Raw genomic sequence first — 25792 nt, forward strand, 5'->3', positions numbered from 1 at the left:
TGCCCGGGGAGCCGCGCTACGGCGGCACATTGTTGCAGCCGTAGCGGCGGACGCCACGTCAGACCGACACGGTGGCACGGAAAACAGTGCCGATACCGGACAGTTCGACCTTTTCGCCGGCCGGGACGAAGACCGATTCCCCGGGGGACAGCGTCACTTCGCCGGCCTTCGGGCGGCCCGCCGTGCAGAGCAGGATCTGCGGGGCGGCGTCCGGCAGGAGGTGGGGGGCGGCGCCGGGGGCCAGGGCGAAGCGGGAGAGCCGGAATTCGTCGATGGGGGCCTCGTAGACCTCCTCGCCGTTGCCCTCGGGGCGCTGTACTGCCGGGTCGCCCGGCTCGAACCGCACGATCTTCAGGAGTTCGGGCACGTCCACGTGTTTGGGGGTGAGCCCGGCGCGCAGCACGTTGTCGGAGTTGGCCAGCAGCTCCACGCCGAGGCCGTCGAGGTAGGCGTGCGGGACGCCGGCGCCGAGGAACATCGCCTCGCCGGGCTGGAGTCGTACGTGGTTGAGCAGCATGGCCGCGATCACGCCCGGGTCGCCCGGGTAGTGGTGGACGAGCGGGGCGTACGGCGCGTACGGGCCCCCGAGCCGCTCGATAGCGGCGCCCGCCTCGGCGACCGTACGGGCCATCTCGGCGCGGTCCGCGGTCAGTACGGCCGTGAGCATCTCGCGCAGGGCCGCCTCCTCGGGGTGGGCCCGCAGCAGGTCGGCGTACGGCTTGAGCGAGTCCACCCCGAGGCCTTCGAGCAGTTCGGCGGCCTCCAGCGGCGGGCGGAACCCGCACAGGCCGTCGAAGGGGGTGAGCGCACAGATCATCTCGGGTTTGTGGTTGGGGTCCTTGTAGTTGCGGTGGGCCGCGTCGGCCGGGATCCCGCGGTGCTCCTCGTCGGCGTAGCCCGCCTCCGCCTGCTCCAGGTCGGGGTGGACCTGGAGGGACAGCGGGGCGCCGGCCGCGAGGAGTTTGAGGAGGAAGGGCAGCCGGGGGCCGAACTTGGTGACGGCGGCCGCGCCGAGCTCGCGCTCGGGGTCGGCGGCGATGACGTCCGCGAGGGTGGTCTCGCCGGCGCCGCGGTCGAGGCGGGAGGGGGCGCCGGGGTGGGCTCCCATCCACATCTCGGCCTGGGGCTCCCCGGTGGGTTCGACGCCGAGGAGCCCTGGGATCGCGGTGGTCGATCCCCAGGCGTAGGGGCGGATCGTGTTCGTCAGGCGGTCCATCTTCGTCCGTCTTCCTGGATGAAGGGCCGGCACGGTGGTGTGCTCAGCCGTGTCCCCTGGTCGCCAGCGCCAGGTAGGCGGTGGCGAAGTCCGTGACGGCGAGGAGTTCGGCGAGCTGTTCCAGTTCGCTGCCTTCCTCTGGTTCGAGCTCGCTGATGGCCGTGTCGTGGCTGAGGGCGAGCTCGCGCGCGGCCGGGGCGGCGGTGAGGCCTCCCGTGGGCCGGTCGCGCAGCAGGACGATGCGGGCACGGAGGGCCTGGGGCTCCTCCACCCGGTCACGGAAGAAGTCTTCGGGGTCGGCGCCGGCGGCGAAGGAGCCCGCGAGCAGGACCCCGTGGGCGGGCAGTGCCTCGGGCAGGTCGGCGGCCAGTGCGGGGCGGCCGGCGAGTTCGGCGAGGGTGGCGGCGAAGCGGCGGCCGGCCGGTCCGGCGCCGGCGCCCTCGCTCCAGATGAGCGGGAGGGTGTCGGCGAGCTCGGCGGCGAGGGTCTTGGCCGGGTTGGAGTACGTGGCGATGGCCGGTCCGCAGCGCTCGGCGGTGCGGTCGAGCCGGTCGGCGACGCGCTGCAGGGTCTCGGGGGCGGCGGTGATCAGCCCGACCTTGTCGAGGAGCACGAGCAGCGGGGTCAGCAGGGCCCACAGGGCGCCGGGGCCGGCCGCGGCGGACTCGTCGTACTCCTGGTACGGGGCCTTGGCCATCGGTACGAGGAGCCCGTGCGCGCCGTCCACGGCCTCGCCCAGCGGGGACCGCTCGGGCGCGACGGCGACAACGGTGCAGCCGCGCCGGTAGGCCTGCTCGGCGAGGAGGGCGAGCCCGGGCTCGGATCCGTCGGTGGTGGCGAGGAGCAGCAGGTCGACGGAGCCGGCCCAGCCGGGCAGCGCCCAGCGCAGGGCGCCCGCGGCGTGGGCGACGCCGGTGGGGTGCAGGCGGGTGACGGGTGCGGAGGCTCCGGCGAGGGCGCCGAGCAGGTCGGCGACTCCGGTGGCGGCGGTGCCTGATCCGGCGATGAGGACGGCGCGGGGCCGGCCGTCGGGGCGCAGGTCGCCGAGGCCCGCCTCGGTCGCGTGCCGGGCCGCGGTGCGGACTCTGGCCCCGGCCTCGGCGGCGCCTCGGAGCAGGCCGCGGCGGTCGGCGCGGGCGAGCTCGTCCGGTGCGTCGAGGAGCGACTCGTCGAGCATTGCGGCCTCCGGCTGATATCAGAAGGGCGGGCGACTCGGTTGCTCGGGCGCCCGGCGCTGCGACGGGCGCCCCTTGATGCCTGTGCGGCCCGGGACCCACGGCCCGGGTGGCGGCCTCAGGCGGGGCGGCGGGCCTCGTCGACGAGGAGGACCGGGATGCCGTCGCGGACGGGGTAGGCGAGGCCGCAGTCCTGGCCGGTGCAGATCAGCTCGGGGGCCGCTTCGTCGGCCGACTTGTCCTCAAGGGGCGAGTGGCAGGCGGGGCAGGCGAGGATCTCCAGAAGGCCGGCTTCGAGCGGCATGGGGCGGTTCCCTTCGAACATGCGGATTGGGCGAGGTCAGCGTACCGCCGGGCCGCACGTCGCGCGGCCCGGCCGTGACAGGGCGGTTATGCCCGGACGAGGGCGAGGACCTCGTCGCGGACCTTGGCGAGGGTCTCGGGGTCGCGGGCCTCGACGTTGAGGCGCAGCAACGGCTCGGTGTTGGAGGCGCGCAGGTTGAACCACCAGTCGGCGGAGCTCGCGGTCAGGCCGTCGAGCTCGTCGAGGGTGATCCCCTCGGCGGAGCCGTACGCGGCCTTGACGGCGGCGAGCCGGCCGGCCTGGTCGGCGACGGTGGAGTTGATCTCGCCGGAGCCCGCGTAGCGGTCGTACGAGGAGACCAGCTCGGAGAGCGGGCCGTCCTGGCCGCCGAGGGCCGCGAGGACGTGGAGCGCGGCGAGCATGCCGGTGTCCGCGTTCCAGAAGTCCTTGAAGTAGTAGTGCGCCGAGTGCTCGCCGCCGAAGATGGCGCCGGATCTGGCCATCTGCTCCTTGATGAAGGAGTGGCCGACGCGGGTGCGGACGGGGGTGCCGCCGTGCTCGCGGACGACCTCGGGGACGGACCAGGAGGTGATCAGGTTGTGGATCACCGTGCCGGTGCCGCCGTTGCGGGCCAGCTCGCGGGCCGCGACGAGGGCGGTGACGGCGGACGGGGAGACGCCCTCGCCGCGCTCGTCGACGACGAAGCAGCGGTCGGCGTCGCCGTCGAAGGCGAGGCCGAGGTCGGCGCCCTCGGCCTTCACGCGGGCCTGGAGGTCGACGATGTTCTTCGGGTCGAGGGGGTTGGCCTCGTGGTTGGGGAAGGTGCCGTCGAGCTCGAAGTACATCGGGACGACGTCCAGCGGCAGGCCCTCGAACACGGTCGGGACGGTGTGGCCGCCCATGCCGTTGCCCGCGTCGACGACGACCTTGAGCGGGCGGATGGCGCTGAGGTCGACCAGGCCCTTGAGGTGGTCGGCGTAGCCGGCGAGGGTGTCCTGTTCGGTGATCGTGCCGGGGGCGGTGCCTTCGGCGACGGCCGGGGCGCCCTGCTCGGACCACTGCTCGACGAGCTCGCGGACGGTGGCGAGGCCGGAGTCCTGGCCGACGGGGGCGGCGCCGGCCCGGCAGAGCTTGATGCCGTTGTAGCGGGCCGGGTTGTGCGAGGCCGTGAACATCGCGCCGGGCAGGTCCAGCGTGCCGGAGGCGTAGTACAGCTGGTCGGTGGAGCACAGCCCGATCAGGGTGACGTCCACTCCGCGGGCTGCGGCGCCGCGCGCGAACGCGCCGGACAGGGCGGGCGAGGAGGGCCGCATGTCGTGACCGACGACGATCGCCGTCGCGCCGGTGACCTCGACGAAGGCAGCCCCGAACAGTTCGGCCAGCGACTCGTCCCACTCGTCGGGCACGACACCACGTACGTCGTACGCCTTGACGATGTTCGAAAGATCTGCGGCCACTGCCTGCCCTCCTGAGGTGCTGTGCGGTGGAGCAAACCTACCTGCACGCGGAGCGGCTTTTCAGACCATGTGATGTCAGGAGTCGGGCGAACGAAGGACGCGCAGGTGTCCGCGGCGCGTCTCCCCGGTGCCGCTGCCGCTGCCACCGCTGCCCGGGCCGGATCCGCCGGCCTGGGCGGCGCGGTCCTGCGGACGGGCCGCTTCGCGGACGGCGTTGGCCAGCGCTTCGAGGTCGTCGCCGCTCGGACGGGAGGGCGCGGACCCGTCGGTCAGGCGCACGACGTCCCAGCCGCGCGGGGCGGTCAGGCGCTCGGAGTGCTCGGCGCACAGGTCGTAGCAGTGGGGTTCCGCGTAGGTGGCGAGCGGGCCGAGGACTGCGGTCGAATCGGCGTAGACGTACGTCAGTGTCGCGACGGCAGGGCGGCCGCACGCGGTGCGCGAACAGCGACGTACAAGGCTCACGACGTTGGACGGTACCGCACTCTTGACCGGGCCGCGACGACTCTCCCCCGGCCCACTCCCCCGTGTCGTGCCTGCGGAGGGGCGCGGCGGGTCCGGAAACGCCCGGGTGACAGGGGTCGCGAGGGCTACGCTGCGGGGGTGACCGACAGCCCCCTGCCCCCCAGTCCGCCCCGTTCCGCCGAGCCTCCCGCCGAGCCGCGGCCGCGCCGCCGCGACCGGCACGGGCGGGGGATGCGGGGGCCGCTGGCTCCGCCGCAGGTGCCGTTGTCGGCGAGCCGGGCGGAGCTGTTCGGGGACCTGGTACGGGACTCGGTCGAACGGCTGGAGCGGCGCTTGCCGCAGCTGGCGGAGGTGGAGTTCGTGGTCGCGGACGTGCCGGGGCCGCCGGGCGGTCCGGACGCCGGCTGGAACGACGAGGCGGTGCCGCTCGGGGCGGTGTCGGAGGCGGACGGGACGGGGCGGCCGCCGCGGGTCGTGGTGTTCCGGCGGCCGGTGGAGATCCGGACGAAGAGCCGGGACGAGCGGGCGCTGCTGGTGCACGAGATCGTGGTGGAGCAGGTGGCGGAGCTGCTGGGGCTGTCGCCGGAGACGGTGGACCCGCGGTACGGCCAGGACTGACGGGCGGTCCGGCCGTACCTCTCGCAGGAGTCGCTAGTCGGTCAGGACCGTGAGGTCCTGGGCGGCCTTGGGGACCGAGACCATCGCGTGGTCGTCCGACAGCGGCTGGATCGTGAACATCGGGATCCCCTCGTGCGGCAGGGTCAGCGTCCGGGCCGCGTACACGGGCCCGCCGGAGACCGTCTCGACCGTCAGCGCGTAGGCGCCCTTGGCCCCCGCCGGGGCCAGCGACACGGCCTGCGTCGTGCCCGCCTTGACCGTGAACTCCTTCGAGGCCGGCTCCCCGGCCTCGGTGCCCGCAGAGGCCGTCACCTTGACCTTCGCGTCCGTGCCTCCGGCCACCGTCAGCGAGAGCACCGTCGCGTTCTCGTCGGCCCGGTTGTCGGCGACCGTGGCCCGCGTCCCGACCGGCACGGTCGCCGGGACGAAGCCCAGCTCCTGCTTGGCGCCGCTGCCGCGGACCACGCGTACGGCGGCCACCACCGGCACGGCCTTCTTGCCGTTGGCCGGGACCAGCACCAGCGAGCCCGCCTCGCCGCGGGTCACGTCCTTGAGGTCGACGCTCGCGGTCATACCGCCCTTGAGGTGCAGCTGCTCGTTGTCCGCCGGGCTGATCGAGCCGTTCGGCCCGGCCAGCTTGAGGGTGAGGTCCGCGTCCTCCTCGCCCGGCGCGAAGGCCACCAGCCGTACGGAGGTGGCGTCCGCCGGGATCCCGGGCAGCACCAGCGAGCCCGCCGGGTCGGCGGAGGCCGGCAGCCAGTCGGCGCCCACCCCCTCCTCGCCGACCTGCACGGAGGCGCCGACCCGGCCCGCACGGGTCGTCACATGGGCGGTGACGTCCGGGAGCTGCATGCCGGGGGCCAGGGAGGCCAGCGAGACGGCCTTGGTGGACTTGGGGTCGATCCGGATGTTCTCGCCGGTGCCGCCGTCGGACTTGACCGCCCCGTCCGGGCCGAACATCTTGATGTCGATCACGGCCGCGGTGTCGTCCGGGTTGGTGAGGTGCACGTAGTCCTCGCGCCCCTTGGCCGTGCTCGCGCCGGGGAACCAGAAGTCGGTGCCGGGCGTGGTGCAGCCGAGGCCCAGGACGCCGCGCGCCCGGCCGACCGCGACCATCGTGGTCTGCTGCGCGGTCCAGCCGGGGGCCAGGATCCCGTCGGCGACGCCCGTCAGCGCGGGCGCCCCGGCGCCGGAGGCGCTCGCCCCGGCCGGCTTGCCGCGCTCCTTGAGCTCCAGCACCTGCTTGGCCTCCTTGGTCGCGCCGAGGAGGCGGGCCGCGCCCTTGCCCGCTGCGCCGGCCGCGCCGGGGGTGACCGCCGTGTACGTGGTCTCCGCGATGTCCGAGGAGCTGGGCGCCGGGCAGACCAGCGCGGAGCGCTCCACCGGCATCCGGGCGGCGGCCGCCGGCTTGGCGTCGGCGGCCGGGGCGGCGGGGGCGGTGAGGTGGCCGACGCCGGTGACGGCAGCCAGGGCCGCGGCCACCGCCGCCAGCGTCAGGGGTGCGCGCTGCTTCACTGCTGGGGGCTCCCGTCCGGACGCGGCTCGTGCTGTCCGTAGGTGTCGTACGGCTGCTCGTACGGCGGGTAGGGGTACGGCTGCCGGGGCTGCTGCTGCGGGTACGCCTGCGGGTCCTCGTAGCCCTGCTGCGGGTACGGGTACTGCTCGTAGCCGGGGGCCTGGGCGGGCGCCGGCACGTACGGCTGCTGGGGCTGCTGGGGCTGCTGCTCGTACGCGTAGCCCTGGTCTCCGTACGCCTGGTACGCGTACGCGTCCTCCCCGTACACCGGCTGCGCCGGGATCTGCGCGTACGGGTCGGCGACCGCGCCCGAGGGCTCCTCGGCGGCGGCCGCGGCCGGCTGCGGCTGCGCCTCCGCGCGCAGCCGGCGGGCCCGGCGGCCCTCGCCGGCCTCGCCCGCGGCGGACCGCTCGGCCTCGGTCTCCTCCTCCGGCAGGTCGTCGTCCAGGCGCGCCCGGCGGCCCGGCAGGGCCATCACGAGCAGGACGAGCGCGAGCAGGCCCTGGGCCCAGTGCCAGGCGGTCCTGGTGAACGCGTCCGCGTGGACGAGGTCGAGGTGGCCGCCGGCGGCGGGCAGTTCGAAGCCCTGGGCCCAGCCGTCGAGGGTCTTGGACTTGAGGGGCTTGCCGTCGAGGGTGGCCTGCCAGCCGGGGGCCGCCCGGTCGGCGATGCGCAGCACGCGACCGGCACCGCCCGCCTCGGCCGCCGGGATCTTGGTGTGGACCTCCACGGGGCCGGAGGCGACCGGGATCGGCGCCTCGCCCGGCTTGCCGGAGACGATGGTGGCGCGGGCGACCTGGCGGTCCACCCGCCACAGGGCGCTGCCGTCGAGCTGGCTGAGGCGGCTGAGGCCCGGGGTGGCGTCGAGGACCTTGCGCATCTGCTGCGGGGCGCCGTCGCGGACCAGGATGTAGCGGATAGCGAACCCGCTGAGCTGGTCGCTCTGGTCGGCGCCGGAGCCGGCGACGAGGCTGGAGACGACCTTGTCGAGCTGGGGGCTGCTGCCGGCCGCGGCGGCGAGTTCGGCGTCGCCGAGGCGGCCGCCGGAGCCGCGGACCAGGGTGTAGGACACGGTGGCGGGCGAGGTGCCGCCGAGGACGAGGGTGCGGGCCTGGTCGCGGGTGCCGCTCTCCTCGGCGACGAACGCGGGGACCTGGACGGGGTCGCGCCGCTCCAGCGGGCCGTCGGCGCCGCTGATCATCCAGCCGGCCGCGCCGAGCAGCGGGCCGGCGGCCGCGGCGAGCGCGATCAGCGCGGCGAGCGGCTGGCGCCAGCCGAAGCTGCTGGCGGCGACCCGCTCCTTGGCGCCGTCGGCGCCGACGACGGCGGCGGCGAGCAGGGCCAGTCCGTAGACGAGGGTGGCGGGCCCGGCCCAGCCGGTGCGGTTGACGACGACGGCCAGCAGCAGCGCGGCGAGGGCGGTGGCCCAGGCCGTGCGGACGGCGAACTGCCGCTCGCTGCGCAGCAGGGCCGCCAGGGCGGCGAGCACGATGCCGATGAGCAGCAGGCCGCCGGCGGTCCGGGGGCCGCCGGGGCTGATGCCGAGCAGGTCCAGGGCGGTGGCCGAGCCGGATCCGTACGGCAGGCCGGCCTCGCGCAGGAGCCCGGCGGGGTGCGTGAGCAGGCTCAGCGACCAGGGGGCGAGCACGAGGAGCGGGACGGCGAGGGTGGCGAGCAGCCGCAGGCCGCACGCCTTCCACTCGGCGCGGCGCAGCACCAGGGCGGCGGTCCCGAGGACGGCCGCGAGCGGCCAGACGACGGGGGTGAAGGCGGTGGCCAGGGTCAGCAGGAGGGTGTACGTCCACACCGGGCGCCAGCCGGCCCGCTCGCCTTCGGCTGCGCCGAAGGCGAAGGCGGCGACGGCCGAGCGGGCGATGAGCGGAAGCAGGATCGCGAGGACGGCGGTGCCGAGGCGGCCGCCGGCCAGGGCGCCGGTGACGGCGGGCAGGAAGGCGTAGGCGACGGCGGCCCAGGCGCGCAGCAGCCGGGATTCGACGAGCGGCCGGGAGGCGAAGTACGCGGTGAGCCCGGCGAGCGGGACCGAGCAGACGAGCAGCAGGGTCAGCGCGGCGCTGGTGGAGCCGAACAGCAGGGTGGCGAAGGCGCCGAGGACGGCGAGGTAGGGGGGCGCTCCGGCGGTGGAGCCGGCGGCCACGGGCTGCCAGTCGTCGGTGTAGCTCCGCCAGAGGGCGAGTCCGCTGTCGGGGGCGGGCAGGAGGGCGCCGCCCATGAGGGAGCCGCCGCCGAGCAGGGCGCGGCAGGCGATGACGGAGACGAGCAGGAGGAGGGCGAAGAGGACGGGCGCGGGGTTGCGGGCGATCCGCTTGAGGCGCGCGAACTGTTCGATCTCCAGGTAGTCGGCGTCGTCGCCGCCGGGGCCGGATTCGACGGCTCCGCCGTGCCGGCCGACGGCGGCCGTGTCGGTGTCGCGGTCGGCGCCGAAGTAGCCGGCGAGCTGTTCGGCGTTGGCCCGCACACTCGCGCCCGGGGGCGGGAACAGGGGGCGCAGTTCCTTGGCGGGGACGGCGGGGCGGCCGCGTCTGCGGCGGGCGCCGAGGATCCGGCCGGGGCGCAGCAGGGTGGCGAGGAGGCCGGTGATCTCGTCGACGGCCTGGCCGGGGGCCTTGCCGACGAGGTAGGCGAGGGTGCGGAGCACGGTGCCGACGAGCAGGCGCAGCAGGACGTACGGCAGGGCGCCGCCGGAGCTGTTGGCGAGGACCGTGTAGACGGCTCCGGCCTTGTCGACGCGGTGCGGGCTGGAGCTCGTACGTCCGGCGCAGTCGACGGTGCGGCGCTCGCGGGCGGCGGCCTCGGCGTGGCGCAGGACGGCGTCGGGGGCGACGAGGACGGTGTGGCCGGCGCTCTGGGCTCGCCAGCAGAGGTCGACGTCGTCGCGCATGAGCGGCAGGCGGCGGTCGAAGCCGCCGAGGGCTTCGTACACGTCGCGGCGTACGAGCATGCCGGCGGTGGAGACGGACAGGACGGGGCGGACCTGGTCGTGCTGGCCCTGGTCCTGCTCGCGGCGGTCGAGGCCGGTCCAGCGGCGACCGCTGCGGGCGATGGTGACGCCGGCTTCGAGGAGCTGCTTCTTGTCGTACCAGCCGCGCAGCTTGGGGCCGATGACGGCGGCGTCGGGGTTCTCGTCGGCGACGCGGAGCAGTTCGGTGAGGGCGTCGGGCTCGGGGGCGCTGTCGTCGTGGAGCAGCCAGAGCCACTGGACGGGGTCGCCGTGGGGGAGCTCGGGGAGGTCGTAGGCGTCGTCGCGCCAGGTGCGGCTGACGGGGTCCCAGCCGCTGGGGCGCTTGAGGTACGGGAGGTCCTCGGGGGTCAGGGTGCCGGCGCTGCGGGTGGCTTCGTCGACGGCGGCGCCGAAGCCGGTGCGGCGGGCGAGGTGGAGGACGCGGTCCTCGCCGAGGGCCTCGCCGAGCAGGCGCGCGGAGTCGTCGGCGCTGCCGGTGTCGGCGGCGACGTGGTTCTGGGCGGGGCGTTCCTGGCCGAGGAGGCCGGCGAGCGTTTTGGGCAGCCAGCGGGCGCCGTCGTGGGCGACGAGGACCGCGGTGACGACGTGCCGGGGGAACTCGGGTGTGGCGGCAGCCTGGTGGGAGGCCGTCGACTGGCTGTGCAGGGACATCGCTCTACTGGCCCTCCGGCCTGGGGGTCCCCCCGGACGCGGTCCGGGGAGTGGATCCGGGGGTGGTGTGCTCCCGGAGGCTGCTGGACAGCGCCCCACACTAACGGCTGGAAACACAGCGGTCCGCCTCCTGCGGGGAAGGTGCAGGAGGCGGACCGTTTGCTCTGCTCGTTGCTCTGTTCTGCGCGATGTTCGGCGCGGTGTTCCGTACTGCGTGCCGTGCGTTGTTCCGCGTACCGCCGTGCGTTGCCGTGCGTTGCGCCGTGTTGCGCTGCGTGCTCAGACGGCGGCTTTTTTCAGCCGTCGGCGTTCGCGCTCGGAGAGGCCGCCCCAGATGCCGAATCGCTCGTCGTTGGCGAGTGCGTACTCAAGGCATTCGGAGCGGACTTCGCAGGCGAGGCAGACCTTCTTGGCCTCGCGGGTGGAGCCGCCCTTCTCGGGAAAGAAGGACTCGGGGTCGGTCTGGGCGCACAGAGCGCGCTCCTGCCATCCGAGCTCTTCGTCCGCCTCCTCGACCAGCAGTTCCTGAAACAGCTCGGTCATGTGCGCCCCTCGCTCTGTCTGTGCGTCCCCGTGGTGTTGCCGTTACTCATCGCTACGTAACGACACGAGTGAAATTACAAGTGGGCCGCTCCCGGGCAGTCAAGCCGAGGTCTGCTATTGGGCCCCTTATTCACTCTGCGGAACCAAGCGTATGCAGAAAGTGTTCATATCGCCAAAAATCGTGACACATGCAACCGGTGCCCCACAGGCCTCGTGTTCACCCGCAATCGACGTACCACTCCACAGTGCGGTTGCGATCAAGCCAAAGAAGCGGCGCAGATCACATTTCGATCACGGGGCGGCGCGTCGGGTTTGGGCCGGGCCGGAGTGGCTACGGCGGGATGTGGAGCGCCACCTCCCCTCCATCGGTTTGCACAAACCTTTCTCCCAGCGCGGCAACCGGATCAGATGAAACTTTTGCGGCCATACGTGGCATTGGGTTGACAGTCGGGCCCTCGACCCGGTCTCCTTGTCCCCATGTCAGTGACCTCGGCCGCCACCCGGACCCCCATTCGTGGGTTCCTGAGTGCTGCCCAGGTTCGCTGTTGCTGTTGCAGCTGTTGATGCCTTCGGAGCTTCGGCTCCCTTGAGCTCCGGCCACCCCCACAGCGACCGCCAGCACGACTGACATCCGTCGAGGACTCCCCCACGATGAACAGCACGCCGCTCAGCACCCCCCTCACCGCTCCCGTCACCGTCGAGAGCGACCTCCAGATCGCCGGCGACATCCTCTCCGTCCAGCACCTCCTCCAGCCCGCCCGCGAACACCCGGCCACCGTCGCCGAGTTCGTCGGCCTCGCCCGCTCCATCGCCGCGAACCGCGCCGAGTGGGAGCACCTGGTCGAGTACGACGCCACCACCCGCTGGTACCACCGGCTGCGCACCGGCCCGGGTTACGAGGTCTGGCTGCTCAGCTGGGTCCCCGGCCAGGGCAGCGGCCGCCACGACCACGGCGCCTCCTCCGGTGTCATGACCGTGCTCGACGGCGAGCTCACCGAGCACGGCCCGCGCGGACCGCTCACCCTCGGCTCCGGCGCCCAGCGCGTCTTCGCCCCCGGCTACGCCCACGAGGTCGTCAACGACACCCTCGACGGAGCCGTCAGCCTGCACGTCTACTTCCCGGGCCTGACCGAGATGCCGATGCACAGCTGCTCCCCGGCCCGGTCCGAGGCCCTCTCCGTCTGATCCCGCGCGGCCGGCTGACAGTCCCGCCCGTCGCCCGACCGCCACCCCTCAACGACAGCCTGCGGCTGACTGACACACTGTCCGCATGCGCATTGTTGTTCTGGCCGGCGGCATCGGCGGCGCCCGTTTCCTGCGCGGCCTGGGGGCCGCCGTCCCCGACGCGGACATCACGGTCATCGGCAACACCGGTGACGACATTCACCTGTTCGGGCTGAAGGTGTGCCCCGATCTGGACACGGTGATGTACACCCTCGGCGGTGGCATCAACGAGGACCAGGGCTGGGGCCGCACCGACGAATCCTTCACCGTCAAGGAGGAGCTCGCGGCGTACGGGGTCGGACCGGAATGGTTCGGCCTCGGCGACCGCGACTTCGCCACCCACATCGTCCGTACACAGATGCTCGGCGCGGGCTACCCGCTGAGCGCCGTCACCGAAGCGCTCTGCGACCGCTGGCAGCCCGGGGTGCGGCTGCTGCCCATGTCCGACGACCGCGTCGAGACGCACGTCGCGGTCACCGACCCCGAGACCGGCGAGCGCCGCGTCATCCACTTCCAGGAGTACTGGGTCCGGCTGCGCGCCTCGCTCGACGCCGAGGCCGTCGTACCCGTCGGCGCCGAGCAGGCCAAGCCCGCGCCCGGCGTACTGGAGGCCATCGCGGCCGCCGACCTGATCGTCTTCCCCCCGTCCAACCCGGTCGTCTCGATCGGCACCATCCTCGCCGTGCCCGGCATCCGCGAGGCCGTGGCCGCCGCCGAGGCTCCCGTCGTCGGCCTCTCCCCCATCGTCGGGGGCGCGCCCGTGCGCGGGATGGCCGACAAGGTGCTCGCCGCCGTCGGCGTCGAGTCCACCGCCGCGGCCGTCGCCCGGCACTACGGCGCCGAACTGCTCGACGGCTGGCTCGTGGACAGCTCCGACGCCGACGCGGTCGCCGAGGTGGAGGCCGCCGGGATCGCCTGCCGCGCGGTGCCGCTGATGATGACCGACCTGGCCGCCACCACCGAGATGGCCCGGGCCGCGCTGGCGCTGGCGGAGACCTCCCGGTGAGCGACACCGCCGTCCCCGCTGTTCCCTCGTACGAGGTGCGCGCCCTCGCCGGGATCCCGGAGGTCCGCCCCGGCGACGACCTCGCGCGGCTGATCGCGGCGGCCGGTCCCGCCCTGCGGGACGGGGACGTCCTGCTGGTCACCTCGAAGATCGTCTCCAAGGCGGAGGGCCGGATCGTCCGCGCCGAGTCCCGCGAGGACGCCATAGACGCCGAGACCGTACGGGTCGTCGCGCGCCGGGGCGCCCTGCGGATCGTCGAGAACCGGCAGGGGCTCGTCATGGCGGCGGCCGGCGTCGACGCCTCGAACACCGAGCCGGGCACCGTCCTGCTGCTGCCCGAGGACCCCGACGCCTCGGCCGCCGCGATCCGCGCCGGGCTGCGGGAGCTGCTGTCCGTGGACGTAGGCGTCATCGTGACCGACACCTTCGGACGGCCCTGGCGCTCCGGGCTCACGGACGTGGCGATCGGCTCGGCCGGGGTGCGGGTCCTAGACGACCTGCGCGGCGGTACGGACGCCCACGGCAATCCGCTGAGCGCGACGATAGTGGCGACGGCGGACGAGCTGGCCGCGGCGGGGGACCTGGTCAAGGGCAAGGCGACCGGGCTGCCGGTGGCCGTCGTACGCGGGCTGGGGCACGTACTCGGCGAGGGTTCGACGGCGGCCGACCTGGTGCGCGCGCCGGCCGACGACATGTTCCGGCTGGGCACCTCGGAGGCGGTACGGGAAGCCGTGACCCAGCGGCGTACCGTACGGGCCTTCACGGACGAGCCGGTGGACCCGGGCGCGGTCCGCCGCGCGGTGGCCGCGGCGGTGACGGCCCCGGCCCCGCACCACACGACGCCGTGGCGGTTCGTCCTGCTGGAGTCGGCCGGGGCGCGGCTGGAGCTGCTGGACGCGATGCGCGACGCCTGGGTCGAGGACCTGCGGCGGGACGGCAAGTCCGAGGAGTCCATCGCGAAGCGGGTCCGGCGGGGCGATGTGCTGCGAGCTGCCCCGTACCTGGTCGTCCCGTGCATGGTGACGGACGGGGCGCACGACTACGGGCACGCCCGGCGCGATGCGGCGGAGCGGGAGATGTTCGTGGTCGCGATGGGCGCGGGCGTGCAGAACTTCCTGGTCGCGCTGGCCGGGGAGCGGCTGGGCTCGGCGTGGGTGTCCTCGACGATGTTCTGCCGGGACGTGGTGCGCAAGGTGCTCGGGCTGCCGGAGGGCTGGGATCCGATGGGGGCGGTGGCGGTGGGCCATGCCGCGGCGGCTCCGGCGCAGCGCCCGGCCCGGTCGGCGGAGGAGTTCATCGAGCTCCGCTGACCCGTCCGTCCGCCGGCCGGTTCAGAGCTTTCCGATGTCCGTCTTGCGCATCTTCGGGGCGCGGCGGGGCGGTACGTGGCCCGCGAGGAGGACGAGGCGGGCCGCGCGGTGGCGCTGGCCGGCGTACGGGGCGAGCAGCTCCAGCATCTCGGCGTCGTCGGCGTCCCGGTTCCCGGCGAGGGCGTAGCCGATGATGCCGGGCAGGTGCAGGTCGCCGGTGGTGACGGCATCGGCGGCGCCGTTGCTGCGCTGGAGCGTCTCGGCGGAGGTCCACGGGCCGATGCCGGGGACGGCCTCCAGCCGGGCGGCGGCCTCGGGGAGCTCCATCGCGGCGGCCTCCTCCAGGCGGTTCGCCACGCGGGCGCACCGGACGATCGCGGCGGAGCGCTTGGCATCGACGCCGGCCTTGTGCCAGTCCCAGGAGGGGATCAGCGCCCAGGTCCGGGCGGCGGGCATCACGTACAGGCCCTGCGGGAGGCCGTTGCCCGGGCCGGGGGCGGGCTCCCCGTACTGGCACACCAGGCGGCGCCAGGCGCGGTACGCCTCGTCGGTGGTGACCTTCTGCTCCAGGACGGTCGGAATCAGGGACTCCAGGACCAGGCCGGTACGGGTGAGGCGCAGCCCGGGGCGGCGGCGGTGGCTGGCGTGCACGAGGCGGTGGCGGGGGACGAAGGCGGCGGGGTCGTCGCCGTCGCCGAGGAGGGCGGGCAGGCCGTCGAGCATCCACTCGGCGCCGGGGCCCCAGGCCTCGGCGTGAGCGGTGCCGGTACGGGGGCTCAGGGCCACGCGGAGGGTGGCCGGGCCCTGCGGGGTCCGGCTGGTCTTCCAGACGGAGCCGTCGGGGGTGGTGCGGAACGTCGGGTCGCCGGGGCCGCGCCGCAGGGGCCCGAGCGTGAGCCCGAGATCGACCCCCCTGCCGGGAGCCCACTCCCGGGCCCGGGCGCCCGCGGCGGGTGCACCGGCTTCGGTGGGTGCGGGCACGCCGGTGCGGCCACCGCGGACGGCGGTGCGGGTGAGGGGGTCGAAGCGGCCGGCCATGCCTTGAGCGTAGCCCCGCGGGACACGGTCTAAGGGCGGCCCTGGAGCTTGGCCGACGAAGTGCGGGTGGGCGGGAGCTGCGCGTAGAGGAGCTTGCCCGGGCATTCCGTGGCGAAGCCGTCGCGGTGGCCCGAGATCACGTTCAGCTTGACGCTCGTGCCCTTCTTGAAGCGGTTGCCGCCGCCCGACTTCAGGGTGGTCTTCGCCCGCGGGTCCCTGTTGAACAGCCCCAGCTTCCACGCCGTGAGCTGCGCCACCGACTTCACCGCGGCCGCCGGCGGGTTGGTGCTCGTGTACGTGCCGAGCACCGCGACGCCCATGCTGTCCGTGTTGAACCCCATGGTGTGCGCGCCGAGCACCGCCTTGGCGACTCCGCCCGCCCGGCCCTCGTACACCGTGCCGCACTTGTCGACGGCGAAGTTGTAGCCGAGGTCGCGCCAGCCGCTGCTGACCACGTGGTAGCGGTACAGGCTGCGCAGCACCGCCGGGGCGTCCTTGCAGGCGTAGTTGTTCCCGGAGGCGGTGTGGTGGACGAAGGCCGCCTTGACCGTGCTCGTGTAGACGAAGCCCGGCTCGCGCAGGGACTCGTCCGCACCCCAGCCCAGCCGCGTCACGATCCGCGGTCGCGGGCCGATGTACGGGCGGGCCGCCGCGCTGAGGGTGCCCTCGCTGGCGAGGACGGCGTCGGCGGTGGAGTCGGCCTTGTCCAGGGCGGTGATCTCCTTCGCGCCGAGCGCGGCCAGCGGGACGTTGACGGACGAGGACTCCGCCGTCTCCATGGTCATGCCCGGCAGGGCCACCACGTCGCCCTTGTCGTCGCCCTCGGGCTCGTCGGCGGTGCCCGACGCGCCGTTCTTGGCGTCGACCACCGTCACCGGGTCCGTCGCGCCCGGGTCGACGAGTTCGATCCGCATGCCCGACGGGAGCCGGGCGCCCGCGCGGGTGGCCGGGGCCGGGGCTCCGGTTCCGGGTTCCGCCTGGACGCGGACCTCGATGCCGTCGGAGTCGCCGACCCACAGCGGGGCGGTGCTGCCGCGGACCCGGCCGGAGCCGCTCTCCCGGGTGTCGAGGTCGGGGGCGTGTTCGCTGTTGTGGGTCTCGATGTCCTGCCAGTCGGACCAGGTCCCGGTCGCCACCGCGCGGGTGCGGACCTGGACCCGGCCGGACAACTGGGTGTTCACGTCGTCCCAGACGACGCCGACCAGCGAGAACCTCTTGACCTCGCGCGGCGGCAGCCCCTGGGTCTCGGGCAGCCGGGGCGAGGTGCTCATGCCGGGGACGCCGGGCGACCGGTCGGCCGCCGGGCCCAGGGGGGCGAGCGGCAGCGACTGGGTGGACCCGGCGGGGGCGACTGGGGCGGTGGCCGCGCCCTGCGAAGGCGCGGCCAGGGCCGGAGTGGAGAGCGCGAGCGGCAGGGCCGCCAGGGCGGCAGCCGTCGCGACACCGATCGAGGAAGCAAGGAATCCACGCATGAAAGCGATGCTGAGCACAGTCACCACGAAGCGCCATCGGAGAACTGACGGCCCGTCCGATGCGGCCCGCGCGTCCCTCGCCCGTACGGAGGAGCCGATGCCCTCCGTACGGGCGAGGGGCCCGCGTAGGCTGGGGCGGGTGAACGCCACTGACCGCACCCCTGCCGACCTGCTGCGATCCGCGCTCGCCGCCGATCCGGGCCGCCCGCTCGTCACGTTCTACGACGACGCCACGGGCGAACGCGTCGAATTGTCCGTCGCCACCTTCGCCAATTGGGTGGCCAAGACCGCCAATCTGCTCCAGGGCGATCTGGGCGCCGAGCCCGGCGACCGGCTCGCGCTGCTGCTCCCCGCGCACTGGCAGAGCGCCGTGTGGCTGCTCGCCTGTGACTCGGTCGGGGTCGTGGCCTCGGTGGGCGGACGCCCGGACGACGCCGATCTCGTCGTCAGCGGACCGGACACGCTGGAGGAGGCCCTGGCGTGCGACGGCGAGCGCGTGGCGCTCGCGCTGCGGCCGCTGGGCGGGCGCTTCCCGCAGCCGCCCGCCGGGTTCGCGGACTACGCGGTGGAAGTACCGGGCCAAGGTGACCGCTTCGCCCCCTTCGTCCCGGTGGAAGCCGACGGTCCGGCGCTGATCGTCGGCGGTGAGGAGTTCACGCACGCGCAGCTCGTCGACCGCGCCCGCGAGGACGCGGCGAAGCGTGGCCTCACCGCGGGCTCCCGGCTGCTCTCCGGCCTGGGCTACGACACGTGGGACGGCCTCTCGGCCGGCCTGTTCGCCTCCCTGGCCACGGGCGGCTCCGTGGTCCTGTGCCGCAACCTGGACCGCCTCTCCCCGGAAGCCCTGACCCAGCGCGTCGAATCCGAACGCGTCACCCACACCGCCGAGTAGGACGGCGCCCGGGAGGAGCCGAGTGGTGTGGGTCTCGTCTCGTTCGGGCCTCGGGCGGGCGCTGACGCGGATGGGCTAACTTGGGACCCTCATAGGGCCCGAACCGGGTGGGGAGAAACAATTTTGGAAGCCATCCTGCTGGTCGGGGGGCAGGGGACGCGGCTGCGCCCCGTCACGGTCAACACCCCCAAGCCGATGGTGCGCGCGGCCGGTGTTCCGTTCCTCGCCCACCAGATAGCCAGGGCAGCCGCCGCCGGTGTCACGCACATCGTGATGGCCACCTGCTACCTCGCCGAGGTCTTCGAGCCGTACTTCGGCGACGGCTCCGCCTTCGGCGTCTCGCTCGAGTACGTCGTCGAGGACGAGCCGCTGGGCACCGGCGGAGCCATCCGCAACGCCGCGCAGCGGCTGACCGGCGGGCCGGACTCGCCCGTCCTCGTCTTCAACGGCGACATCCTCACGGGCCTCGACATCGCCGGGCTCGTCGACTCCCACCGCGCGGCCGCCGCAGACGTCTCCCTGCACTTGGTGCGCGTCGAGGACCCGCGCGCGTTCGGCCTGGTCCCCACCGACTCCGAGGGGCGGGTGCTGGCCTTCACCGAGAAGCCGCAGACCCCCGAGGAGATCATCACCGACCAGATCAACGCCGGCTGCTACGTCTTCCGCCGCAGCGTGATCGACTCCATCCCGGCCGGGCGCCCCGTCTCCGTCGAACGCGAGACCTTCCCCGGCCTGCTCGCCTCCGGGGCCCGGCTGCACGGCGTCACCGAGAACACGTACTGGCTGGACCTCGGCAAGCCCGAGTCCTTCGTCCAGGCCTCCGCCGACCTGGTACGCGGAGTCGTCCCCTCCCCGGCCGTCCCGGGCCCGCGCGGCGAGTCCCTGGTGCTCCCGGGCGCCGAGGTGGCGGCCGGAGCCAAGCTGTCCGGGGGCACCGTCGTGGGCGCCGGAGCCCGGATCGGGGCGGGCGCGGTCGTCGACGGCTCCATCGTGCTCGACGGCGCGGTCATCGCCGCGGACACCCAGGTACGCGCCAGCCTGATCGGCGTCGGCGCCTCGGTGGGGATGCGGACCGTACTGGACGGCGCGGTCCTCGGCGACGGGGCCGTCGTCGGCTCGGACAACGAACTGCGCGCGGGTGCGCGGGTGTGGTGCGGGGCCGAACTGCCCTCCGCCGCCGTCCGCTTCTCCTCCGATCGGTAACGGCGTACGACACGACGATGCCGCCGGCCCCACGGGGTCGGCGGCATCGTCGTGTCCGGCTAGTTGGCCGTGACGGTGACCTTCTCGTCGTTCTGGATCTGCTTGACGAGCTGCTGCACCTTCGCCTTGTCCCAGAGCAGGTTGCCGCCGCGCTCGCCCGCGATCGGCATGTTCATCGACACGCCCTCGCCGCCGCTGATGCCCTTCATCGCGAAGAACATGTCGGCCAGGTCCCACAGGGACATGTCCTTGTCCACGACCAGCGTGTCCAGGCCCGCGCCCAACACCGGGTACAGCTTGAACGGGTTGAGGATCGTGCCCGGCGTCGCCGCCTGGTTGGCCAGCGTCGACAGGAACTTCTGCTGGTTCTTCGTACGCGCCAGGTCCGACTCGGCGAACGCGTACCGGGTCCGTACGAAGGCCAGCGCCTGGCTGCCGTTGAGGGTCTGCTCGCCGGCCTTGAAGTCGGCGCCCGACTTCTCGTCCTTGAAGCCCTTCTCGATGTTCATGTCGACACCGCCGAGGGCGTCCACGATGTTCGCGAACCCGGCGAACCCGATCTCCGCGTAATGGTCGATGCGCAGGCCCGTGTTGTACTCCACGGTCCGCACCAGCAGTTCCGGGCCGTCGTCCGCGTACGTCGCGTTCAGCTTGGTGTGCTTGCCCGTGCCCGCGAACTTCTTCCCGGACTCGGAGCCGACGAAGGACGGGACCTCCACGTCCGAGTCGCGCGGCAGCGAGATCATCGTGTTCCCGCTGGAGCAGGCCGCAAGGATCATCATCGAGTCGGTGCGCTTGCCCTCGGCCGAACCCGTGTGGAGCTTCTTCTTCTGCTCGTCGGACAGGCCCTCGCGGCTGTCCGAGCCGACGACCAGGTACGTCGTGCAGTCGCCCTCCTTCGGGCGCTCGATGACCTTGGATAGGTCGACCTCGCGGCGCACCTTGGAGTCGGCCCAGAAGTACGTGCCGATGGTCGTCGCGAGCAGCGCCGTGACGAGCACGATGGAGCCGATCTTGATCCGCTTGCGCCAGTCCGGGGCCGGTCCGGCCGGTCGACCCGGCCGCCCGCCGGGACCCCCCGGGCCTCCGGGGCCGGTGGGCGCACCCGGGCCGCCCGGACCCGCCGGGTTGCTCTGCGGCCGCCCGTAGACCTGGCCGGTGTTGTAGCCGCTGTCGAAGCCGCCGTACGTGTCGTGGCTCGGGGCCTGCTGCGGGGGTACCCCGTACGCGGGCGGCTGCCCGGGCCGGGCCGGCGGCTGCGCCGGTCGCTGCGGTTGCTGCTGCGGCGGCACCGGCCGCTGCTGCCGGCGCTGGACGTGCGGCATCCGCCGGGCACCTTCGGGCTGCGCCTGCGCGCTGCCGTGTCCGTACCGGTCGTCGCCGCTGTCGTTGCGCCCCTCGGGCCACTCACTCATGCCGCCTAGGATGCCTGGCCGGATACGGTGCCCGACAGTCCGGGCGGAGCTTCGTTCCGGTGCTGTTGCAGAGCTGATGCCTGCGCGTCGGCTTTAAGGTAGGCGCATGACAGAGATACCGGGCCGGGCGGCCGGCGAACCCCAGGGCAAGCCGATCTCGGCCTCGCGGACCACGCTCAGCCACATCATGACGGCCAACGACACCAACCTCCTCGGCACCGTGCACGGCGGCGTGATCATGAAGCTGGTGGACGACGCGGCGGGTGCCGTCGCCGGGCGCCACTCCGGCGGCCCCGCCGTCACCGCGTCCATGGACGAGATGGCCTTCCTCGCCCCGGTCCGCGTGGGCGACCTCGTCCACGTGAAGGCCCAGTGCAACTGGACCGGCCGCTCCTCCATGGAGATCGGCGTACGGGTCCTGGCGGAGCGGTGGAACGAGTCCACCCCCGCCACCCAGGTCGGCAGCGCGTACCTCGTCTTCACCGCCGTGGACGCCGAGGGCAAGCCGCGCACGGTCCCGCCGGTGCTCCCCGAGACCGACCAGGACCGGCGCCGCAACCAGGAGGCCCAGATCCGCCGCACGCACCGGCTGGCCCGGCGCCGGGCGATCATGGCTCTGCGCGAGGAGCGCGCGGCCCAGGGCTTCGACGACGACTGAGGTCCGGCAGTTCCCGTGACACCCGTCAGTTCCCGCAGATCACCTGGTCGCCCGTGACCACCCCGTACTGGCCCTGGTTCGGGTCCTCGGGCCGGACCGGCACCACCTTCCGGTAGTCCGCCCCGGCGATCACCAGCACCGTCCGCCCCTGGCCCGCCACCGCCCGCAGCTCGCTGCCGGGCAGCGCGGTGGACACCGTACGGGCCGAGCGGTCCCAGCGCGGGTCGTACGCGACCACCGTGCGCTTGACGTCGCGGCTCGCGCCGTTGCCCGGGGCCCGGGTGGTGTCGAAGCCGGTGGCGCGCAGCGCCGCGTCCACCCGCCCGCCGAGCCCGTCGATCCGGGTGCCGTTCTCCACCTGCACCCGGATCTGCTGCGGCGGTACGTCCACCGGCACCGCGGGCTGCTGCTGCGGCCTGCCCACGGGCTGCCGCCCCGGCACGGCGGGGGCCAGCGGCCGGTCCAGGCGCAGCGCCTCGAAGAGCTTCGCGGCCTTCGGCTCGTCCCACTTCACCGTCGAGCCGATGCCCTTGACGGGGTACGAGGGGTTCCCGATCGGGACCGAGGCGAACTCCGACGACGCCGGGGTGAAATCGCGCAGGGCCTGTCCCAGGGCCAGCATCTGCTCCGAGCCGAAGCCCCGGTCGGCCCGGACCGAGCCCAGCAGCGTGGCGCTGACCTCCTTGAACTTCACCGGGTTCAGCAGCACCCCGCCGCCGGTGGCCTGCTTGATCAGGGCCGCGACGAACCGCTGCTGGCGCTGCATCCGGCCGAGGTCGGCGGCTCCGTCCACGTGGCGCGAGCGCACGTACTGCAGGGCCTGTCCGCCGCTGAGCCGGTGGCTGCCGGGCAGCAGGTCCAGGCCTGTGTTCTGGTCGCGCAGGGCCTTGGCCGTGCAGATCTCCACGCCGCCCATCGCGTCGACCGTCTTCATGAAGCTGGTGAAGTCGACCTCCAGGTAGTGGTCGATCTTCACGCGGGTCATGCTCTCGACGGTCCGCACGGTCAGCTGCGGCCCGCCCTCCGCGTACGCCGCGTTCAGCTTCACGGGGTGCGGCCCGTGCTGTTTCCCGCTGGACTCGTCGCGGTGCTCGGGCAGCTCGGCGTAGCTGTCGCGGGGCAGGCTGACCACGCTGGCCCGCTCCCGGTCGGCGGAGAGGTGCACCAGCATGACGGTGTCGGTGCAGTGGCAGGGGGCGCCGCCGAGGCGGTACTCGCGCTTGTCCGCGGGGGTGATCTTGTCCCGTCCGTCGGTGCCGACCAGCAGGAAGTTCAGTCCGTGTCCGGCCTGCGGCCGGTTCTTCATGTCCTTGAACGGGTCCACCCGCTCGATCCCGGTGTCCAGACCGGTCATCACCGCGTGCCCGATCGCCCCGGAGCCCAGTACCGCCACCGCCAGCCCGGCCGCCAGCCGTACCCCCCACCGGGGCCGGTCGTCCCCCCGGCGCCGGTCCGGAGCACCGCCGCGCCGCGCGCGCTGCGGCCCCGGGGGCCGGGCGGGTCGGGTGGGACGGTGCGGCTGGGGCACGGGGGACACCTCCGCGGGGGCAGCAGGGCCGACGGGAACGAACCAGACACATCAGGGTCCGGCGCATCAGGGCCGGACACATCGGGCAGATCGTCAGAACAGTAGGCCCATACGATCAGCTGCTGTCCCTACCGATCATGCGGCGCGCACCCGTTTCCCCCGTACGCGGTAACGTGACACCGATACCCGACCTTGAAGGACCACATGCCCGCCCAGCAGCCCGCAGTCTCGGTGATCATGCCGGTGCTCAACGAGGAGCGCCATCTGCGTGACTCCGTCCGCCACATCCTCGGACAGGAGTACGCCGGTGAGATGGAGGTGGTGATCGCGCTGGGGCCGTCCACGGACCGCACCGACGAGATCGCCGCCGAGCTCGTACGCGAGACCGCATCCGGTAAACGTGCCCGCGTCGTCACCGTTCCGAACCCCTCCGGCCGCACCCCGGCCGCCCTCAATGCCGCCATCAAGGCCTCGCGTCACCCGATCGTGGTACGCGTCGACGGCCACGGCATGCTCTCGCCGAACTACATCGCCACCGCGGTCCGCCTCCTGGAGGAGACCGGTGCGCAGAACGTCGGCGGCATCATGCACGCCGAGGGCGAGAACGCCTGGGAGGACGCCGTCGCAGCGGCGATGACCTCCAAGATCGGCGTCGGCAACGCGGCCTTCCACACCGGAGGCAAGGCCGGCCCGGCCGACACCGTCTACCTGGGTGTCTTCCGCCGCGAGGCGCTGGAGCGGGCGGGCGGCTACAACGAGGAGTTCATCCGCGCCCAGGACTGGGAGCTGAACTTCCGCATCCGCGAGGCCGGCGGGCTCATCTGGTTCTCGCCCGAGCTGAAGGTGCAGTACCGGCCGCGGCCCTCCGTACGGGCGCTCGCCAAGCAGTACAAGGACTACGGCCGCTGGCGTCACGTGGTGGCCCGCTACCACTCGGGCTCGATCAACCTGCGCTACCTCGCCTCGCCGACCGCCCTGTGCGCGATCGCCGCGGGTGTCGTGGTCGGCGCGGCCGTCAGCCCGTGGGGGTTCGTGGTCCCGGCCGGCTACCTCGCGGCGGTCGCCGTGGGCTCGATCCCGGCCGGCAAGGGGCTCTCCCTCAAGGCCCGGGCGCAGATCCCGGTGGCCATGGCCACCATGCACATGTCCTGGGGCTTCGGCTTCCTGACCAGCCCGCGCTCGCTCGCGGCCAAGGTCATCGCGAGCCGCCGCCCGGCGGTGCACCGGGACCTGGCCAGCGGGGTCTGAGCAGGCCGCGTACGTACGTGTGAAGGGGCCCGGTGGCGCTGTCGCCACCGGGCCCCTTCGTCGTGTACGGGTCTTACCGGGGTGCAGGGGTCCTACCAGGGTGTACGGGTCCTACCAGGTGAAGCCCGGCTGGATCGCCATGCACTCCTTGTCGTCGTCGCCGTTGAGCGGACGGGCCGAGTCCGGGGCCTTGGTCGGGGCGGGCGGCGGCGGGGTCGGCGCGTTGCCGGTCCGCCAGTCCTTGCCGACGAACAGCACGATCCCGGTGACGTCCTCGGTCTTCTCCACGGCGCTCGCCGGCAGCCCGAGCGCGGTGGCCACGGCCGCCGCGTCACCCGCCAGTTCGGGGCTGGAGAAACGGACCACGGTGGTGTCCTCGGCCCCGGTCTGCGTGGTGGAGAGGGCCTTGGTGAAGCCCTTGCCGACCAGGATGGCGGCGACTTCGTCGGCCCGGCCCTTGACCCGGGTCTGGGCGCCGTCCTTGCCGCCGGTCGCGTTGCGCACGCTCACCGCGATCTTCGCCGGGGGCGCGGCCGGATCGGCGGCCGGCTGGGACGGGGGCGCGGTCGAGGGGGAGGCGGCCGGCGAGGACGGGGTGCCGTCCGGGTTCGGGTTCCCGGAGCCCTTGCCGTCGAGCGCGATGTCCTCGCGGACCATCCGGAACAGGGCCTCGGCCTCGACCGGCTTGGGCTCGACCCGGCCCTCCTCGCGGGCGCTGTACACCCACGGCATGGTGGTCATGGTGATCCGCCCGGTGGGGACCTTCTTGAGCTCCACGCTGAGGTCGTACAGCTTGTCGATCTTGTCCAGGCCGGGGTCCACGACCATGGCCTTGATGGCCGCCTGCGCCAGGCTGTTGAGCTTCACCGGGTTGCTGAGCTTGGCGTTCTTGCGGAACTCGCGGGCCATCGAGTTCATGTACATGTGCTGGGCGTGGGTGCGGCCGAGGTCGGTGCCGTCCTCGAAGCCGTAGCGGGTGCGCAGCCACTGCAGGGCCTGCTCGCCCTGGATGGTGTTCGTACCGGCGGGCAGCTTCAGGCCGGAGCCCTTGCCGTCGCGGGTGCGCGACTCCACGTTCTGCTGGACGCAGACGGGGACGCCGCCGATGGCGTCCGCCATCGTCACCACGCCCTTGAAGTCGATCATCATGAAGTGGTCGATCGGGATGTGCGTGAGCTCCGTCCAGGCGGCGACGGTGCAGCCCGGCCCACCCCGGCTGAGGGACTCGTTGGTCTGCACGAGGCCCCTGCTGGCCTGGTGGACCTTGCCGCCCGGCTCGGTGCACTTCGGCATCATCAGCATCGTGTCGCGCGGCATGGAGACGACCGACATGTTGCTGCGGTCGGCCGACAGGTGCAGCAGCATCTGCACGTCCGCGAGGGGCGGGCCGTCGAAGGTGTCCTTGGCCCCGCCGAGGGCCTGGTTGGCCGCGTCGTCACGGGCGTCGGAGCCGATGAGGAGGATGTTCAGCGGGGTCTGGCCGAAGGCGTTGGGCTTGGAGCCGCCCAGCTTGTTCTCGCCGAGGTTCAGGACGTCCGTCTTGATGCTGCCGTTGAGGTGGCGGTAGTAGAGGTAGCCGCCCGCCGCCGTCACGAGTATGAGGAGCGACAGTACGGAGGACACCCAGCGCAGCACCCGCCGCCGGCCGCGGCGCTGGGGGGCGCCGTCGCCGGCCCCGCCTCTCGGTCCGGGGACGGCGGCGGACGCACCGGACCCGCCGGACCCGCCGCCGGATATCTCACCGGACCGGGCGGGCGCCCCCTCCCCTCGCACGCTGCTGTGCCTCACACGTCCCCCTCAAGATTCACTTCGTGTCGTGGTGTGCCGGTGTCGGTGCCTGTGTCGGTGCCTGTGTCGGTGCCTGTGTCGGTTCCAC

21 protein-coding genes are annotated in these 25792 nt (G+C 73.5%); 8 read left to right on the plus strand and 13 right to left on the minus strand.

All coding sequences use genetic code 11. The features are described 5' to 3' along the window. Window positions 1–58 precede the first annotated feature (58 nt). The 5 genes from manA to OG509_RS15280 all read right to left on the minus strand — a co-directional run bounded on the left by manA (window position 59) and on the right by OG509_RS15280 (window position 4614). Window positions 59–1216 (minus strand): mannose-6-phosphate isomerase, class I, encoded by a 1158-nt coding sequence (gene manA, locus OG509_RS15260; protein WP_406183118.1) that lies wholly within the window; start codon window positions 1214–1216, stop codon window positions 59–61. 43 nt (window positions 1217–1259) lie between these two features. Next, window positions 1260–2393, minus strand: coding sequence for an SIS domain-containing protein (locus OG509_RS15265; RefSeq protein WP_406183119.1), 1134 nt, complete (start codon window positions 2391–2393; stop codon window positions 1260–1262). Between the two features lie 116 nt (window positions 2394–2509). Next, a complete protein-coding gene (locus tag OG509_RS15270) occupies window positions 2510–2695 on the minus strand; it encodes a Trm112 family protein (RefSeq protein WP_030156407.1) in 186 nt (61 codons plus the stop codon). Between the two features lie 86 nt (window positions 2696–2781). Then, entirely contained in the window at window positions 2782–4152 is a 1371-nt protein-coding gene (locus tag OG509_RS15275; protein WP_406183120.1) for a phosphomannomutase/phosphoglucomutase, read from the minus strand. Window positions 4153–4227: 75 nt separating this feature from the next. After that, a complete protein-coding gene (locus tag OG509_RS15280; protein ID WP_406183121.1) occupies window positions 4228–4614 on the minus strand; it encodes a DUF3499 domain-containing protein in 387 nt (128 codons plus the stop codon). Window positions 4615–4752: 138 nt separating this feature from the next. On the opposite strand from OG509_RS15280, the gene OG509_RS15285 reads away from it, so the two are divergent. Continuing rightward, entirely contained in the window at window positions 4753–5232 is a 480-nt protein-coding gene (locus tag OG509_RS15285) for a metallopeptidase family protein (RefSeq protein WP_406183122.1), read from the plus strand. A 33-nt stretch (window positions 5233–5265) separates the two neighbouring features. Here OG509_RS15285 and OG509_RS15290 read toward each other — a convergent pair whose 3' ends face one another. From OG509_RS15290 to OG509_RS15300, 3 genes are all read right to left on the minus strand, one after another. Then, entirely contained in the window at window positions 5266–6747 is a 1482-nt protein-coding gene (locus OG509_RS15290) for a DUF5719 family protein (RefSeq protein ID WP_406183123.1), read from the minus strand. After that, entirely contained in the window at window positions 6744–10379 is a 3636-nt protein-coding gene (locus OG509_RS15295; protein ID WP_406183124.1) for a glycosyltransferase family 2 protein, read from the minus strand. Before OG509_RS15295 ends, OG509_RS15290 begins: the two co-directional genes overlap by 4 nt. 279 nt (window positions 10380–10658) lie before the next feature. Next, window positions 10659–10922: a WhiB family transcriptional regulator gene (locus tag OG509_RS15300; protein ID WP_003983763.1), complete on the minus strand. Its 264-nt coding sequence runs from the start codon at window positions 10920–10922 to the stop codon at window positions 10659–10661. Window positions 10923–11573: 651 nt separating this feature from the next. On the opposite strand from OG509_RS15300, the gene OG509_RS15305 reads away from it, so the two are divergent. The 3 genes from OG509_RS15305 to OG509_RS15315 all read left to right on the plus strand — a co-directional run bounded on the left by OG509_RS15305 (window position 11574) and on the right by OG509_RS15315 (window position 14462). Then, entirely contained in the window at window positions 11574–12107 is a 534-nt protein-coding gene (locus OG509_RS15305; RefSeq protein ID WP_406183125.1) for a cysteine dioxygenase, read from the plus strand. An 85-nt stretch (window positions 12108–12192) separates the two neighbouring features. Further along, window positions 12193–13152, plus strand: coding sequence for a 2-phospho-L-lactate transferase (gene cofD, locus OG509_RS15310; protein ID WP_406183126.1), 960 nt, complete (start codon window positions 12193–12195; stop codon window positions 13150–13152). Beyond that, window positions 13149–14462, plus strand: a complete 1314-nt coding sequence (locus tag OG509_RS15315; RefSeq protein ID WP_406183127.1) for a coenzyme F420-0:L-glutamate ligase — start codon at window positions 13149–13151, stop codon at window positions 14460–14462. The genes cofD and OG509_RS15315 overlap by 4 nt, the downstream gene beginning before the upstream one ends. A gap of 21 nt (window positions 14463–14483) precedes the next feature. Here OG509_RS15315 and OG509_RS15320 read toward each other — a convergent pair whose 3' ends face one another. Both OG509_RS15320 and OG509_RS15325 read right to left on the minus strand, forming a co-directional pair. Then, window positions 14484–15500 (minus strand): DNA-3-methyladenine glycosylase family protein, encoded by a 1017-nt coding sequence (locus tag OG509_RS15320; protein WP_406183128.1) that lies wholly within the window; start codon window positions 15498–15500, stop codon window positions 14484–14486. A 29-nt stretch (window positions 15501–15529) separates the two neighbouring features. Further along, window positions 15530–16972 carry a peptidoglycan recognition protein gene (locus tag OG509_RS15325; RefSeq protein ID WP_406183129.1) on the minus strand — a complete coding sequence of 481 codons (1443 nt, stop codon included), beginning with the start codon at window positions 16970–16972 and terminating at the stop codon, window positions 15530–15532. A 139-nt stretch (window positions 16973–17111) separates the two neighbouring features. Between OG509_RS15325 and OG509_RS15330 the strand changes: the two genes are divergently transcribed. Together OG509_RS15330 and OG509_RS15335 are read left to right on the plus strand one after the other, a co-directional pair. Further along, window positions 17112–17864, plus strand: coding sequence for a TIGR03089 family protein (locus OG509_RS15330; protein WP_406183130.1), 753 nt, complete (start codon window positions 17112–17114; stop codon window positions 17862–17864). Window positions 17865–17984: 120 nt separating this feature from the next. Then, window positions 17985–19067, plus strand: coding sequence for a sugar phosphate nucleotidyltransferase (locus tag OG509_RS15335; protein WP_403729562.1), 1083 nt, complete (start codon window positions 17985–17987; stop codon window positions 19065–19067). 59 nt (window positions 19068–19126) lie between these two features. Here the strand turns inward: OG509_RS15335 and OG509_RS15340 are convergent, their stop codons facing one another. After that, on the minus strand, window positions 19127–20482 hold the full coding sequence (locus OG509_RS15340) for an LCP family protein (RefSeq protein ID WP_406183131.1): 1356 nt from the start codon (window positions 20480–20482) through the stop codon (window positions 19127–19129). 106 nt (window positions 20483–20588) lie between these two features. Here OG509_RS15340 and OG509_RS15345 point away from each other — a divergent pair, with 106 nt between their 5' ends. After that, on the plus strand, window positions 20589–21140 hold the full coding sequence (locus OG509_RS15345; RefSeq protein WP_030156426.1) for an acyl-CoA thioesterase: 552 nt from the start codon (window positions 20589–20591) through the stop codon (window positions 21138–21140). A gap of 25 nt (window positions 21141–21165) precedes the next feature. On the opposite strand, the gene OG509_RS15350 is transcribed toward OG509_RS15345, so the two are convergent. Then, window positions 21166–22668 carry an LCP family protein gene (locus OG509_RS15350; protein WP_406183132.1) on the minus strand — a complete coding sequence of 501 codons (1503 nt, stop codon included), beginning with the start codon at window positions 22666–22668 and terminating at the stop codon, window positions 21166–21168. 204 nt (window positions 22669–22872) lie between these two features. On the opposite strand from OG509_RS15350, the gene OG509_RS15355 reads away from it, so the two are divergent. Beyond that, entirely contained in the window at window positions 22873–23916 is a 1044-nt protein-coding gene (locus tag OG509_RS15355; protein WP_406183133.1) for a glycosyltransferase family 2 protein, read from the plus strand. A gap of 111 nt (window positions 23917–24027) precedes the next feature. Here the strand turns inward: OG509_RS15355 and OG509_RS15360 are convergent, their stop codons facing one another. Continuing rightward, entirely contained in the window at window positions 24028–25704 is a 1677-nt protein-coding gene (locus OG509_RS15360) for an LCP family protein (RefSeq protein WP_406183134.1), read from the minus strand. Between the last annotated feature and the right edge of the window lie 88 nt (window positions 25705–25792).

The organism is Streptomyces sp. NBC_01006, from assembly GCF_045162725.1.
Taxonomy (GTDB): Bacteria; Actinomycetota; Actinomycetes; order Streptomycetales; family Streptomycetaceae; genus Streptomyces.